Source organism: Clostridium sp. MB05 (assembly GCF_046581255.1).
Taxonomy (GTDB): domain Bacteria; phylum Bacillota; class Clostridia; order Clostridiales; family Clostridiaceae; genus Clostridium.
The window spans coordinates 2,205,707-2,221,644 of the sequence record NZ_CP174370.1; the positions used below are offsets into that span (position 1 = coordinate 2,205,707).

Genomic DNA, 15,938 nt, shown 5'->3' on the forward strand with positions numbered 1-15,938 from the left:
ATTAACATAATTATATGAAAAAATACATTTATACATAACTATACCATAATAAGGCGTTATTTGTATATTCTTGATGTAATAAAATGTATATTAATAGAATATAAGGATTAAAAAGAAAAAAATATAGGATATGGTAAAGTTATATAATAATACTACGAATAATAATAATATGGAATTGAGTAAGGGGGAGCAGTAATGGATTATAAAAAAAATGCGGAATTGAAGAATAAAATAATGTTGGCAGGATTTATATTATCGGTAGGATTAAGGATAATTTTTGATATAATTTTAAAGGTAGATAGAAACGCCATATTAATATTAGCTGGGCTTTCCATACCTTTAGCTATAATTGATTTTATATTAATAAAAAAGAAATGTATTATTCAAACAATGTATTATACGGTAATGATGTACACTGTTGTTATATGTATAATGTTTATATCAGACCCAAATTGGGCTAATTTTATTTTGGTATATTATGGTGTTTTGGTAATGAGTGTATATCAAGATTTAAGGATATTAATTATTGAAGCAGTTTTGGCTACATTACTTGTAGTGTATTTCTTCTTAGGTTATAAAACAACTCTGTTTGCTTCTGTAGAATACTATGAATTAGCATTTTATATATTATATATAATAGCAGGATCAGTTATATTATCAATTAATGCTATTACTAGCAAACGTATTTATAAAGATTTAGAAGAAACTCATAAGGCTACTGAAGAAGCTAAATATAGAGCAGAGTTACTACTTGAAAAAATATATAGTACTATAAAAATTTTAACAGTAACTAATGAGAAAATAAAAAGTGGAATTTCTGCAACAGGACAAATAGCAGAAGAAATAACTAGCTCTACAAGCGATGTTGCTAATAGTGCAGCCAAAGAAGTGGATGTAATGATTGAAATGAAAGCTTCAATAGGTGATGGAGTAGAAAAAGTAGAAGAAGTTACGAATGCCATTAAAACTATGGAGGAATTATCTAAGTCAACTGAAAATGTTGTGTTAGAAGGTAATAATAAAGTAGATATATTATCTTCTGAAATGAATAAGGTAAATACAAATATTTTAAATGTAGTGTCTATGATAAATGAATTAAGTGATGAAAATACAAAAATAGTTCATATTATTAACAGTATTACAAAAATATCAGAGCAAACGAATCTATTAGCTCTTAATGCATCAATAGAAGCAGCTAGAGCTGGAGAGCATGGAAGAGGTTTTGCTGTGGTTGCAGAAGAAGTAAGAAAACTTGCTGAGGATTCAAAAATATCTACAGATCAAGTAGAATCAATATTGAATAATATATCTAATAAGACCAAGGTAGTTGCGGAAGAAATATTAAAAGAAGAAAAGTCAATCGAATTATGTAATGAGCATACAAATGATGTTAAAGAGCTATTTAAAGATGTTAATAAGAATACTTCTAATGTATTAAGTTATTCAAGAAGTGTTGGATCACAATCTACAGTGCTTGAAAATACAATGAAAAATACATTAAGTTCAGTAAATAATATTAGCGAAAATGTAGAAGCCACTGCAACTGCTATGGAAGAAATTTTTGCTGCTATTGATGAGCTTAATAATAGCATAATGGGTATAACAAGTAGTTATGACGAAATAGATAATATATGTAATGAATTAAACTCTATAAATGAGTAGAATAGATAATATAAAAGGATGGTTATTGCAAATTAGTAGTGACCATCTTTTTGCATAGCAATATTTATAAAAAATAATATTAAAAAGATAATTGATGATTATTTTAAATTATAATAGAATATATTTATTAAGAGGCGGCTTTATTAATGAAAATAAAGAACTTAAATTTCAGCTAACTCTAAATTTAAATCAAGATTATAGAGATAAAATGATAGTTTAAAGTATGTTGTTTTAAGATTATTTTAAGCTTCATTCGTAATAATATTAGTTAAGATAGGTATTAAATTTATTAAACATTACTTATGAAGAAAATATTATTAACGAGGGGGATAAGTATGAAGAAAAATTATATTTTAATTGTATCTTTAATTGGAATATTCTTACTTGGTGTAATTGGAATGAATTTTTTTAATAAAGAAAGTAGTGAGTCTTTAATTGAAAGTGAGGTTTATTCAGATATTAATTATAAGGATGAAGATTATATAGAAGTAGTTGAAACAACAAGTTATGATAGAGAAATTGAGGAAATTATAAAAAGATATGCTCAAGGTTACGAGGATAATTTATCTTTATACTACTATAACTTTGAAACAAAAGATGAGTATTCTTATAATGGTGATGAATATTATGTAGCAGCAAGTACCACTAAAATTCCTTTAGCTATGTCTGTTGCAGATTATGTTTATAATGGAGAATACTCAATGGATACAGAAATAAAATATAGTTATGATGATTACGAAGAAGGGACGGGCATTCTTTGGCAAGAAGATTATATAGCACCAATAACAGTAGATGATGCTATTTACTTATCAATAGTTTATTCAGATAATATAGCAAAAAATATGCTTAGAAGAATATCTACAATAAGTACAAATGATTATATTTCAAATATTACAGGCAATGTATCATTAATTAATGATGAAAATAAATATACAGCAAATCAATTAGGAGAGGTTTTAAAAAAATTATATCTTAATGAAGAAAAAAATCCTTATTATGATAATATTTTAGAGTATATGAGTGAAACTGTATTCCATGATAGAATAGATAAATATCTTCCATACTATAATGTAGCTCATAAAATAGGAACCTATTATAGATACTATCACGATATAGGGATAATATATGCTAAAGAAGAATATGTTCTGGTTATAATGACAAAAGATATGGGAGAACTAGATGAGGGGAATTATAAAGATGAAGACGAAAGATTAATACTAGATGGTGGAGAATTAGCATCAGAAATAATGGCAAGTATATCTAGAGAAATCTACAATTTAATTGAGAATTAGTAAAAATAAAAAAGGGTGTCGCGTTTCGTTACCTCCTTTGTACCCTCTTGAATTTACTAGATCTAAGAGGATATTAGTCAAAAAATTCTATCTACTGTTTAAATATGCAGAAAACTATAAGTTTTTAAAATTTTAATAAAAACTTATTATTAATAATAAATACAATAAAATTAATAAATACCATGGATATAGATATATAGTGGGATTATCTTAAAATAAAAAGTAATTTTTATAATAAGATAGTCTCATTATTTTTTGAAACAATATATTAGTTTAAATAATAAAGTAAATTTAATATGAGATTAACTACTTTCAAGTAAAACTTTAGAAAACATATAAATAAAATTGCATTAAAATTTATTAACAAAAAAGGAAAATATTAGTATAATATTACCAATGGTAATTACCTTAGGTAATGAAAGGAGAGGCTAAATTGAAAAGTGATAAAAAACATGTAAGTAAGGAAATTATTTTAGAAACTACATTAAGTTTAATTGATAAAAATGAAGGAATAAAGGATGTAACTTTAAGAGATATTGCTAAAAAAGTTGGATGTGCACATACAAACTTATATAACTATTTTAGTAGTTTAGATGAAATATTTTGGGAAGCGCTTGGCAAGGTACTTCTTATAATGATGGATTATTCAAGTGATTCTTTGAGTAATGAAAAAGATGATGAAGAAAAGTTCTTCTTAATTTTATCTAATTTAATTGATTTTTCTACGGAGCATCCCGGATGGTATAGATTTATATGGTTTGAGTCTATAGGTGGAAAACCCTCTCCTGAAGTTACTAAAATATTGAATAAACCAGGAGAGGGATTTTCAGAACTTATAAAAATAAGTAATAAAAACATTTCAAATGAAAAAGCAAATTATATTGGAAATATACTGCATAGTTATTTGCATGGTGAATTATGTAAATGGATTAATAATCGAAGTTTTATAAATACAAGAGAGGAAACCAAAGCAATAGTTTTATCAAACCTAAAATATCTATATAAATTACTAACTCAGTAATATAAAATATTAGATTTGAAAAATCAAATAATAAAAATGATCCTAATACATTTTAAAAATTTAAAGGAGATGTATAGAAGTGATAGGAAGGTTAATTTCAAAAATTTGTCCAATCTTTATGGTTCCTGAAAACAATCCAGTTAATGAAGAAAAGTACTTAGGTGATAAAAAGAATAATCCATCAATTTATGAGGAAGGAAAGAAGAAATACATTTATCCAATAATTAAATTTAAGGATGAACAAGTAGTAATTGAGAAGCTTTGCTTAATTGATTTTCAGGGAGATACTACTTACAAAGCTATAGAATTACAGCAAGTTAAACAAGAAAATTCCATCTATTACATCATACTTATGGGAAGACATGATGGTGAATCAGATATTTACTATACAAAGGGACTAACAATTGATGAAGATAAGTACAAATCATTGCTGAATAAAGTAACTTTATATAAAGTTGATTTTATTAAGGTACAGTTTGATGTAACTGAAAAAGGTATAGATGTATATCTATCTTTAAGAGATAAGGAAAATAGAATTATAGAGTTTAAAATAAAAGAAAATAAGAATAAACTAGATAGTTTTGGTCTTATAGCACCTGTAGGTATTATGAGTGATAGCCCAGATAAATTTCCTGTTATATATTTAAAAAAATTTAATATGGTGGAGCAAAAACACACAGATATATTTGTAAAGATAGATGGAAAAGAACTAAAGCCTATTAAACTTTTTCCATTGTGTAATTTTAAGAGAGTTTATTTAGCTAGGTATTCTTATTTTAATAATATTAAAGAATTAAATAATAATTATACAGGTATTATAGAACCAATAGAATTTAATAAAGATGAAGATGAAATAAAAATAGGTAATTGCATTTATTCAATTAATACAAACGATACACATCCTGAAATAAAGTGTGTAAGAAGGATTGACAGCAATAGTGAAATGAAAATAACTTTTTCTCCACCTATACCAGACATTGTTTCACTAAAGGATAATACAGAAATACTAGGACATTTTTCACTATCTGTTGACGAGGTTAAAGGGGTTATGGGAGGAACTTATTTAGTAAAGAAGAATAATGATTCAATTAAACTTCAAATTAACCCACAAAAAGGTTGGCAACCAATGCCAGGTAAACTATGGATGAAAACTTACTTATGGAACTGTGATATAAAAATTGTAAATGATACATTACAAGTAAAATCAAAGTGGAGTCGTATAAATATGTAAATACAAAAAGAAAAGGCTTAGGCTTAAGGAAGTCCTAATATCTACTTTAAATTAAGCAAATAGATTAGTGTTTTATTTATTTTAATTAATGATAAATAATCTGTATCTTTAGAAAGAAGCAATACAAAGATTGAATTCAGTATAGCAATTCCAAATATAGTCGCATAAGTAAGTCGAAACCATGCATTAAGTAGTGAAAGACTTTTATTAATACTTAATTTAATTATAGTTATTATTTGGAATTGTCTATTAAAAATCTTATTGAAAATTATCCTCAATAACATTAGAATTATATTAGAGTTAATTTAAAATTGTTTTAAGGAGGAAGTTTTGGATAGGAAGTTAATAGAAAAGATAATAGGTAAAAGGAATTACGTTAATCTAAATGATGAAATATATATATTAAGAGAAATTACAAATATTATGAGACAAAATATTCAAAATAACATAGCTTTTACAGATGAGCTTATAAATGAAGTTAATATAAAAGCTTCAAAGTCAAAAAGTATTGTTAGTGAAATAATTGATGGTTTGGAAAATGATTCATTTGTTCTAGGTTATACTAATAGTAAAAATTATTTATTGAAGTATTTAAAAGATGTTAATAATAATTTAGTTGGGATTATAGAGTCAAGCAATCCTTTTAAATATGATGAATTGATTATATATACAAATGGGCTTATAGATCTTATATTGCTTTTCTAAGAATATTAAAATACTTATAAATTAACATTATAAGAAAATATAATGCTTCCTTTTATTATAGAATTATCTTTTTAGATAACTTTATAATAAAAGGAGCATGTGTATAACATATTTATTATATAATTTTATAATAGTACAAATTATAAAACATGATTATGATAAATGGTAGATTTGTAATAGTAAAAAATCGAGAAAATTTACTATAAGTTTCTAATTTTATAAACATAGATTTTGTCTAAATAAAAAACTTTTTGTAGAATGAATAAAATGTACTTCTTTTTGGGAATAATTTAAATAACAAATTATTACAAGAAGGATTTTCTATATGTGAAATATGTCGAAAAAGCATTAAGAGAATAAGTGAATATCATAATTTATTCTAATTCTAAGTAAGTTATGAGCCATTCCAAGAATGGTTATTATAATTCAATGCAAAGGTTAGTTTTTTAACAAAAATAAAAATCGATATTTGTAGAAATACAAAGAAAAATATAGAAAAACAAGTGAAAATTGAGATAATTACATCTAAACTGTCATTATTCATAGAGATTTCTATATATTTTTATGATAATATCTTTATGGAATGATAATTAAATAACAAGAAGGAAGTGTTACAAATGAAAATAGCAATCGCTGGAGCTGGAGCTATGGGAAGTAGATTTGGACTTATGTTACATAAAGCTGGTAATGAGGTTGTATTAATTGATAAATGGGCTGACCATGTTAATGCAATTAAAGAATTCGGTTTAAAAGCAAATTATAATGGTGAGAATGTTGTTGAAAAAATACCAGCATTTTTCCCAAGTGAAATGGAAGGATATAAAGATACTATTGATACTGTAATATTATTTACAAAAGCTATGCAATTAGATGATATGTTACAATCAATAAAATCAATATTATCAAAAGATACGAAAGTATTATGTTTATTAAATGGATTAGGTCATGAAGATACTGTTGAAAAGTATGTGGCTAAAGAAAATATTTTACTTGGAAATACTATGTGGACAGCTGGTTTAACAGGACCTGGTGAAGCAAAACTTTTTGGTAATGGAGAAGTAGAGCTTCAAAATGTACACCCAAATGGTAAAGAAGCGGCTTTAGAAGTTGTAAAAACACTTAAGGAAGCTGGATTAAATGGAAAATATAGTGAAAATGTAATGTATTCTATATGGAGAAAAGCTTGCGTTAATGGTACATTAAATGGTACATGTACTGTTTTAGATGCTAATATTGCAAGTTTTGGAGCAGCAAGTGTAACTGATAAAATGATTCGTACAATCATTAATGAGTTTGCAGATGTAGCTGAAAAAGAAGGAGTTATCCTTGATCGTGAAGAAATAGTAGGTCACGTTAAATCTACTTTTGATCCAAATGGAGTAGGTAAACACTATCCATCAATGCATCAAGACTTAATTCAAAATAATCGTTTAACAGAAATTGATTATATTAATGGAGCAGTATGTAAAAAAGGTGCAAAATATAATGTTTCAACACCTTATTGTCAGTTCTTAACAGAATTAGTTCATGCTAAGGAAGAAATTTTAGGCGCAAAATAATAACAGAGGAGACTTTAAATATGTCAGAGAGTAAAAAAATTACCCCTAAGGACTTTCTTAATAAAGTTCTAGCAGGTACAGCATTAGCAATTATTGTAGGTCTTATTCCAAATGCTGTATTAGCAGCTGTATTAAAATTATTTGATCAAACACACTTTGTAGTTTTATTGACTCAGACAGTTGTTATGTTCCAATTAACTACACCGTTATTAATTGGAGCACTTATTGCCTTACAATTTGGATTTAATCCAATGAAAATGGCTGTCGTTGCAGGAGCAGCTTATGTTGGTTCAGGTGTTACTGTATTTAATCCTCAAATGCAAAATATGGCAAATCAAGCTATGGGAGCATATGTAAGTGCAGGAACAGGTGACATTATTAACACTATGATTACTGCATCAGTAGCGGTTATTTTAATATTATTAATTGGAGAAAAATTTGGTTCAGTAAATATAATACTATCACCTATTTTAATAGGTTCTGGAGCAGGATTAATAGGGTTAATAACTCTTCCATATGTTAAGAGTTTCACAGCTCTAATTGGTAATGGGATTAATTCATTTACTAATTTACAACCTGTAGTAATGAGTATTTTAATAGCATGTTCATTTGCAGTGTTGATTATTTCACCAATATCAACAGTTGCTATTGGTATGGCTATTCAATTAAATGGTTTATCAGCAGGTGCGGCAGCTATGGGAGTTGCAGCAACAACAATAGTATTAGTTGTTCACTCTTGGAAGGTTAATAAATCAGGTGTTACTGCAGCTATTGGATTAGGTGCAATGAAGATGATGATGCCAAACTTATTCCGCTATCCTATTATCTTAATACCTATTTTATTTACTTCAGCGCTATCAGCAATACCTGTTGCACTATTTAACGTTGTTGGAACACCTTCATCAGCAGGTTTTGGATTAGTTGGATTAGTTGGACCATTAGCATCTATTGATGCAGGATTAAATATATTTGTAGCAATATGCGTATGGTTTGTTATTCCTACAGCATTAGCAATAATATCATTAGTAATATTTGAACAAGTACTTAAATTATATAAAAAAGAAGAAGCTTTTGCTTATCTTGGATAAAATAATTAAAAATAACCAGGTCAAAGTTATTTGATCTGGTTATTTTTTTACTTTATAGGAAAGTATAAAAGTTTAAAGTTTTGAAAATGTGATTATATAAGGCTTTTAGTAATTAAATGTGGAAAAGTAGATTTATTTTATACTTTCCTTACATTCAGTTTGTATGTGGACATATGTAAGTTTGCGTTGACTTGGAGCGAAGCGACGGAATAAGTAAACTTACATATGTCCACTTTTTTATGCAGTAAATTCTGAAAACAAAGTTTCTAGAATTAGGATCCTGGATGTGAAAAAGATTAAAAATATTTAACTTATTTAACCTTTTGGATATAATAGAAGTATCAGTGGACAGCAAAAAAAACGGTTATATTAATGAGTCACTTTAATAATAGTTATAGTATTATTTTTTTATATGAAATCCAAAGATAAGAGGTGAATATGGCGCAAGAAAATCTGACCTTAAAGAGAAAGAAAAAAGACCGAATAAAAATTAATAATTTAAAAGAGTTTAAGGATGAATTAAAAAGAGAAGGATATAAAGTAAATGAATTTGATGAAGAAAAATTTAAAAAAGAAATTACAAAGACTTTTGAAGTAGATAAAAGTGTAACAGAAAGATTGCACATATCTATTAAGGATACTGAGACTACCTATAAAGCAAATGATATTAGGGATTTTATAGACTATATAGAAAAAATGATATTATTTGAAAATGAACATAACAAACTATGTAAAAAAATAAGTGAAATAAAAAAACTAAATATAGATAGAATTGAATATGAACGAGAGACAAGTTCTCAAGATAGTGTTGAACATATCATAAAAGCCATAGAAGAGATAAAAAGCCATATATATAGAATAAAAAGTGAAGAAGAGAAAATAAAATTAGAGGACTTAGAAAAAGAATTAGATAAGGATTATCTTTATGCAAAGGATATTGAACTATTAAAAAAAATGGTTCTTATTAGAAAAGAAGGCGTAAAAGAAAAATATAATGCCAAAACTAAAACTAAAACAATATCCATAGAGATACCGAAGGAAATAAATTATCAATATATTAAATCCAAGAAGGGGACTGTAGAGTATCATCAACATTTAAGTAATAATATACCAAGAATGCAACGTTTAATAAGAAATATGGATAAGTATATGAAAGTTGATGAAAAAGAAAAAACAACATTTAAAATAGATCAAAGCAAGGCATTACAGGACTCTATAAATATAGCATTAGCAATATATGACAATAAGGAGTTTAAAGCAATAAGTGGCAGTAACAATATAACAAATTATTGCATCGCACCACCCTTAGAAAGAGCAATTTTTAAAAGTATTAAAGTTAATAAATTAGGTAAATTAGGGGTAGGATATAATAGGGTTAATGATAGTGAAAAAAAGATATTTGAAGAAATACATAAACAAATAGAAGCAAAAGTGCTGAAAAATGAAGGAAATCTTATTTTATATAGTAAATGGGAACCATGCCCAAGTTGCTGTTTTGTAATTAGTCAGTTTTGTGAAAAGCATCCCAATATAAAAGTACAGGTGAAATATATTAAAAAATATGGTGAATAACAGAGCCGTAAATTGATTCAAAAAACTTGACTTTTAAAAGCAAACTTTATATAATCAACTTGAAACCGGTTTCTAAAACCGCAAGGATTTTGGAGAAAAAATATGAACATAAAATATATTGCCAATTTAGCAGGAGTTTCTAAATCTACAGTATCAAGAGTAATTAATAATTCACAGAATGTAAGTTTAGAGTTAAGAGAAAGAGTAGAAAAAGTATTAAAGGAAACAGGATACACCCCTAATTTGTTAGCTCAAGAGTTAGTTACTAAGAAAACAAAAGTAATAGGAATAATGATTCCTAGAATTGGAATTGATACATTTTCAAATATAACAGAGGGCATTATTGATAAATTAAATGAAAATGGATATAACGTAATATTGGCTAATTCAAGAGGAAAAATAGAGGAAGAATTGAAATATTTTGATATTTTTAAAAAGAAGCATGTAGATGGGATTATTTTTTTCCCAACTAACATTACAGAGGAACATATAAAAGTATTAGATGATATTAATACACCTATAGTAATGATGGGGCAAGAAAATAGCAAAATAGCTGCATCTTGTGTAATATATGATGATTTTAATGCAGCTAAAGATATGGTTTCGTATTTAATTAGCGAAGGTCATAAAAAAATTGCCTACATTGGATTGGATGAATCTAGAGTTGTATTTGCTAGTTTAAGAAAAAATGGATATTTATGTGCATTAAAAGAAAGTAAAATTAATACTAAAGAAGAATATATGGCAGTAGGAAATTTTAATATAAATTCAGGATATGATTCAATGAATGATATAATAAATAATTCTAAAGAAATGCCTACAGCTGTATTTACCGCAATAGATCGTTTAGCATTTGGAGCACTTAAGTGTTTAAGAGAATTTTCTTATAAGGTTCCAGAGGATATATCAATAGCTGGTATAGATGATATGGATATGTCATCTATGTTTGAGCCAACATTAACTACAATAAATTATGATTATTATGACTCAGGTAAAAATGCAGCAACGTTGATACTAGAAAAAATTAATAATGATAGTATGGAAAATAGAACTATAGTTATGGGATATGAACTTATAACTAGAAATAGTACGAAAAAAATAAAATAAAATTAATAGAATTTTATTTTTTTAAATAATTAGAAACCGGTTTCTAATATAAAATTTCTGGAGGTAAAAAAGATGGATAATATGTATGAAAAAGTTTTAGAGTCAGCTGAATATATAAAAAGTAGAATTGAATTAATGCCTAAGGTTGGTGTTGTTTTAGGTTCAGGGTTAGGGGATTTAGTTGAGGCAATAGAAGATAAAAAATACATTGATTATAAAGACATACCTAATTTTCCAACATCAACAGTTAAAGGTCATAACGGTAGATTAGTATTTGGAAAAATAAAAGGTATAGATGTTTTAGCAATGCAAGGAAGATTCCATTATTTTGAGGGATATACAATGAAGGAAGTTTCATATCCAATATTTGTTATGAAGCAATTAGGAATTGAAAAAGTTATAATAACTAATGCTTGCGGCGGTATAAATACAAGCTTTGAGCCTGGTACTCTAATGATTATTAATGATTTTATTAATTTAGTTTCAGATAATCCATTGATTGGTATAAATGATGAGAGATTTGGGACAAGATTCCCTGATATGTCTGAGCCCTTTAAGCTTGAGTTAATAGATAAAGCGAAGAAAGTAGCAGATGAAATTGGAATTGAATATAAAGAGGGAGTTTATGCAGGATTTATGGGTCCTTATTATGAAACAGCAGCAGAAATAAGATCAATAAGAAATCAAGGGGCAGATGCTGTTGGAATGTCAACAGTTCCTGAAACTATAGCTGCTAATTATTTAGGTATAGATGTACTTGGAATATCTTGTATTACAAACATGGCTACAGGAATACAAAAGCAAAAACATTCACATGAGAATGTTGTAGCCATAGCACAAAAGGCATCTATAGATTTTTGTAAATGGATAGCTAAAATAATAGAGAATATTGGTTAAATAAAAAAAGAGGATTCTATTATGATAAAAAATGATGAGTATTTTATGAAAAAAGCTATAGAGCTTGCTATGAAGTCAAGAAATGAAGGCAATGAGCCTTTCGGAGCAATTTTAGTAAAAGATGATGAAATAGTAATGAGTGGAGAAAATCAAATTAATACTTTATCTGATCCCACTCATCATGCAGAAATTGGACTTATAAGAAGGTTTTGCGTGGAAAATAATATATTTGATTTAAAAGAATATACTTTATATACTAGTTGCGAACCTTGCGTAATGTGCTCTGGTGCTATGGTATGGGCAAATCTACATAAGGTAGTGTACAGTGTGTCACATGATCAACTTGCACAGATAGCTGGAAGCAATATTATGATATCTTGTAAAGAAGTTTTTCAAAAAAGCCCAAATAAACCTATAGTTGTTGAAAATGTACTAAATGAAGAAGGATTAAAAGTATTCGATGAATATAAATTTTAGAATTTATAACATGAATTTATGTAGATTCTAACACTTTGTGTATCTTATTCTTTCAGTATATATACTAAAAAGAGAAGATTTTTTATAATACTTAGTATACACTATAAAACCCGCGACAATACAGAATTGTGTTATCGTGGGTTATTTAGTCTGTAGTGATTTAGAAAAATACCTTATATTTATAATCACTATATAGATATTTATATATCAATTCAATATATGTAGTATATGAAAGAAATGTAAATTATAAAGTATTTCTTCATGTTTTCAACCTTTTGGCTTAAATACCATAGCAGAAATAAATCCAAATATTATTGCTGCAGAAACTCCTGCACTAACTGTCTTTAAAACACCAGTAAATATTCCTATAAAGCCGGTTTGCTCAGCTTCAGTTATAGCCGCTGTTACAAGGGTATTTCCAAAACTACTTATAGGTACAAATGCTCCTGCACCTGCAAATTTAACTAAAGGATCATATAAACCAAAACCACCTAATATTGCACCAATTACAACCAGTGTACAAGTTGTATGTGCAGGAGTAACTTCTAAAATATCCATTATAAGTTGCCCAATAACACAAATTAAGCCACCTATTATAAATGCAAAAATAAATTTTTCCATAACTTAAATCACACCTTCTTTTTTTACATTTCTATAGAAACAGCATGGGCAACACTAGGTATGCTTTCCTTTTGTTGAAAGGAGACAGGAGACATTAAAGCACCTGTTGCAACAATTAGTATTTTCTTTAACTCTCCTTTGCGCATACGATTAAGTAAATGTCCATAGGTTACAACAGCAGAACAACCACAGCCACTGCCACCAGAGAAACTTGGTTGATCTTTTGTATATATTAAAAGTCCGCAATCTGTAAATATATGTTTTGGCATATTTATACCATGTTTCTCTAATAAAGCATTAGCAAGCTCATGACCAACTTTTCCCAAATCGCCAGTAGCAATAAGATCATAATGATAAGCATCAATATTCAAATCTCTAAAATGAGCTTCAATGGTATCTACGGCTGCTGGCGCCATAGCTGCACCAACGTTATAAGGATCTGAAATTCCCATATCTACCACTCTTCCTATGGTAGCAGAGGTTATCTTTGGGCCATTACCTTTTTGGCCAAGAACAACAGCTCCAGCTCCAGTTACTGTCCATTGAGCAGTAGGTGGTCTTTGTACTCCGTATTCTGTAGGATATCTAAATTGTTTTTCAGCAGCTGCATTATGACTACTTGCAGCTGCTATAACATATTTAGCTGCTTTACTTTCTATTAATTGAGCTGCCAATGATAAGCCTTCCATGGAGCTAGAACAAGCTCCGAAAATCCCTAAAAAAGGTATTTCTAAAGTTCTTGCAGCAAAGCTACTAGATATAATTTGATTCATTAAGTCTCCGCTTAAAAAAAAGTTAATATCTTCTTTTTGTAAATTTGCTTTTTGTATTGCTCTTTGGCAAGAATGTTCAAGTAAAGCTCTTTCCGCTTTTTCATAACTATCTTGCCCAAGCCACAAGTCTTCATAAATTATATCAAAGTCATTAGCTAAAGCACCATTACCTTCAAAGGGACCAACAACAGCGGAAGAGGATAGTATTGTAGGTTTAGAGTTAAAAATCCAAGATTGATGTCCTTTAAGCATTTACATCGCCCCCAACCATTTTATTGTCATTTTTATCGTAGCAACTACAAAGGCAGAAAAAACTCCATAAACTATAATTGCACCTGCAAGCCTAAACATATTTCCAGCTACTCCAAGTACAAATCCTTCACTTTTATGCTCAATTGAAGCAGATGCTATAGAGTTAGCAAAGCCTGTAATAGGAACAGCAGATCCACATCCGGCCCATTGACTAAGATGATCATAAATCCCAAGACCAGTAAATAAAGCTGCAAAAAATATTAAAACTACAGAAGTAGGCCCTACTGATGTCTTTTCATCAAAATTAAAATAATTAATAAACATCCACTGTAATCCTTGACCAATTGTACATATTGCACCACCTACTAGAAAGGCTCTAATACAATTAGTTACAATAGGTCTTTTAGGCTCTATATTATTTACTAATGCATCATATTGCTGCTGAGTTGTGGTCATTTTTTTCTTTTTCATATTTGACATTTATCTCACCCTCTAACGTAATAAATATGGTTCTAATTTTTGCATTGCTTTTTCTAATTTTTCAGCACTTTGTAAGTACATAGTTTTTGCACCTTCATTGTCGCAATCTAAAGAAAATGACATAAGATCTGCTTGACTTTTTTGAATACTAGCATATAGCATTTCTTTAACTTGCGCTTTAGGGATTTGTATCATATCATCGAAAATATCTAAATATAAGTCTCCAGAAGAGTCTACTTGCCCAAGAAAAACATTTTCAATGGAAACACCTTTCATTTCTAGCTGAGTTGTAAGCCAGCTTTTATTTAATCCAGCATTAGTAAGCCCTTCATTTAATATATTTCCATCTAAAATAACTGTTTGTGGCTCAGCTTTAGATGATACTTGTTTTCCTAAATCATATGGAGTAACAGGTTTCTTATCAGCTTTTAAGCTAACATTTATGTCTCCATTTGTTTCCATTACAGCAAATTCAACATCCGCTAAGCTAAATGCTTTTTTCGAACGCATTTCTTGTAGGAACTCTTGCCCTGTAATTCTCTCTTTAGATAAGTTATCTTCCATTACTTTGCCGTTTTTAACTAATACTCTTTCTTTACCATGTATTAGGTTATAAATTGATTTACTTCTCATAGAAGCAAAATCTAAGACAATAGGCATCAGTGCCCAAACAGCTAGTGCAACTAGTCCAAAGTAAATATTATCAATTATATTTAAAGAAATTAAAGTAATTATAATAGCGATTACGGCATAAGAAATAAAGTCAAGGGGAGTAGCCCTAGATAAAGTTTTCTTTTTCATATATTTTGTTATAACTATTGCTAAAAAAAATAAAACTATTGAATTAAATAATATTATTAACCAAGAACTCATATGCCACCTCACTTAGTTGCCTTTGTATTGGGGTTCTTCAAACTCCATAGATCCTATTCTTTTTTCTAAATCTGTTTTAATTTTGCTTATTTCTTTATATGTCTCATCATAAATAGCTCTAGACTCTTTATCACGCTCTTGTAATGAGTAAATCCTTAAAGTTGATTCAGCTCCCTTTAATGTAGCTAATGTTTGTTTTACCTTTGAAATAGCAGTCATATAAAAGTCTCCTTTATATTTATTAAATTACTTCTTAACTTACTTTAACCAATAAGCCTAATTTTAATTCATTTCTTAATATAAATATTTATTCAATTGTTAAAAGCTA

The 15,938-nt window shown here is 28.0% G+C and carries 16 protein-coding genes; 11 read left to right on the forward strand and 5 right to left on the reverse strand.

What is annotated here, in order from left to right; genetic code table 11:
* Positions 1-195 precede the first annotated feature (195 nt).
* From ACH36K_RS10315 to ACH36K_RS10365, 11 genes are all read left to right on the forward strand, one after another.
* Positions 196-1,662 carry a methyl-accepting chemotaxis protein gene (locus ACH36K_RS10315; protein ID WP_411167544.1) on the forward strand — a complete coding sequence of 489 codons (1,467 nt, stop codon included), beginning with the start codon at positions 196-198 and terminating at the stop codon, positions 1,660-1,662.
* A gap of 335 nt (positions 1,663-1,997) precedes the next feature.
* Complete coding sequence (locus tag ACH36K_RS10320) at positions 1,998-2,954, forward strand: serine hydrolase (RefSeq protein WP_411167545.1); 957 nt, start codon at positions 1,998-2,000, stop codon at positions 2,952-2,954.
* A gap of 433 nt (positions 2,955-3,387) precedes the next feature.
* Complete coding sequence (locus tag ACH36K_RS10325) at positions 3,388-3,975, forward strand: TetR/AcrR family transcriptional regulator (protein WP_411167546.1); 588 nt, start codon at positions 3,388-3,390, stop codon at positions 3,973-3,975.
* A gap of 79 nt (positions 3,976-4,054) precedes the next feature.
* Positions 4,055-5,206 (forward strand): hypothetical protein, encoded by a 1,152-nt coding sequence (locus tag ACH36K_RS10330; RefSeq protein WP_411167547.1) that lies wholly within the window; start codon positions 4,055-4,057, stop codon positions 5,204-5,206.
* Between the two features lie 330 nt (positions 5,207-5,536).
* A complete protein-coding gene (locus tag ACH36K_RS10335; RefSeq protein WP_411167548.1) occupies positions 5,537-5,911 on the forward strand; it encodes a hypothetical protein in 375 nt (124 codons plus the stop codon).
* A gap of 617 nt (positions 5,912-6,528) precedes the next feature.
* Entirely contained in the window at positions 6,529-7,470 is a 942-nt protein-coding gene (locus tag ACH36K_RS10340) for a 2-dehydropantoate 2-reductase (protein ID WP_411167549.1), read from the forward strand.
* Positions 7,471-7,490: 20 nt separating this feature from the next.
* Complete coding sequence (locus ACH36K_RS10345) at positions 7,491-8,558, forward strand: PTS sugar transporter subunit IIC (protein WP_411167550.1); 1,068 nt, start codon at positions 7,491-7,493, stop codon at positions 8,556-8,558.
* Positions 8,559-8,996: 438 nt separating this feature from the next.
* Positions 8,997-10,130: a deaminase domain-containing protein gene (locus ACH36K_RS10350; protein ID WP_411167551.1), complete on the forward strand. Its 1,134-nt coding sequence runs from the start codon at positions 8,997-8,999 to the stop codon at positions 10,128-10,130.
* A gap of 102 nt (positions 10,131-10,232) precedes the next feature.
* A complete protein-coding gene (locus tag ACH36K_RS10355) occupies positions 10,233-11,237 on the forward strand; it encodes a LacI family DNA-binding transcriptional regulator (protein WP_411167552.1) in 1,005 nt (334 codons plus the stop codon).
* A gap of 81 nt (positions 11,238-11,318) precedes the next feature.
* Positions 11,319-12,134 (forward strand): purine-nucleoside phosphorylase, encoded by an 816-nt coding sequence (locus tag ACH36K_RS10360; RefSeq protein ID WP_411170689.1) that lies wholly within the window; start codon positions 11,319-11,321, stop codon positions 12,132-12,134.
* Between the two features lie 21 nt (positions 12,135-12,155).
* Entirely contained in the window at positions 12,156-12,611 is a 456-nt protein-coding gene (locus tag ACH36K_RS10365; protein WP_411167553.1) for a nucleoside deaminase, read from the forward strand.
* A gap of 267 nt (positions 12,612-12,878) precedes the next feature.
* Here the strand turns inward: ACH36K_RS10365 and spoVAE are convergent, their stop codons facing one another.
* The 5 genes from spoVAE to ACH36K_RS10390 are packed head-to-tail and all read right to left on the reverse strand — an operon-like array spanning position 12,879 to position 15,829.
* Positions 12,879-13,232, reverse strand: a complete 354-nt coding sequence (spoVAE, locus tag ACH36K_RS10370) for a stage V sporulation protein AE (protein ID WP_411167554.1) — start codon at positions 13,230-13,232, stop codon at positions 12,879-12,881.
* 23 nt (positions 13,233-13,255) lie between these two features.
* Entirely contained in the window at positions 13,256-14,257 is a 1,002-nt protein-coding gene (spoVAD, locus tag ACH36K_RS10375; protein ID WP_322412490.1) for a stage V sporulation protein AD, read from the reverse strand.
* Positions 14,258-14,737 carry a stage V sporulation protein AC gene (spoVAC, locus tag ACH36K_RS10380; protein ID WP_411167555.1) on the reverse strand — a complete coding sequence of 160 codons (480 nt, stop codon included), beginning with the start codon at positions 14,735-14,737 and terminating at the stop codon, positions 14,258-14,260.
* Positions 14,738-14,749: 12 nt separating this feature from the next.
* Positions 14,750-15,610: a DUF421 domain-containing protein gene (locus tag ACH36K_RS10385; protein ID WP_411167556.1), complete on the reverse strand. Its 861-nt coding sequence runs from the start codon at positions 15,608-15,610 to the stop codon at positions 14,750-14,752.
* 12 nt (positions 15,611-15,622) lie between these two features.
* Positions 15,623-15,829, reverse strand: coding sequence for a DUF1657 domain-containing protein (locus ACH36K_RS10390; RefSeq protein WP_411167557.1), 207 nt, complete (start codon positions 15,827-15,829; stop codon positions 15,623-15,625).
* Positions 15,830-15,938: the final 109 nt, after the last annotated feature.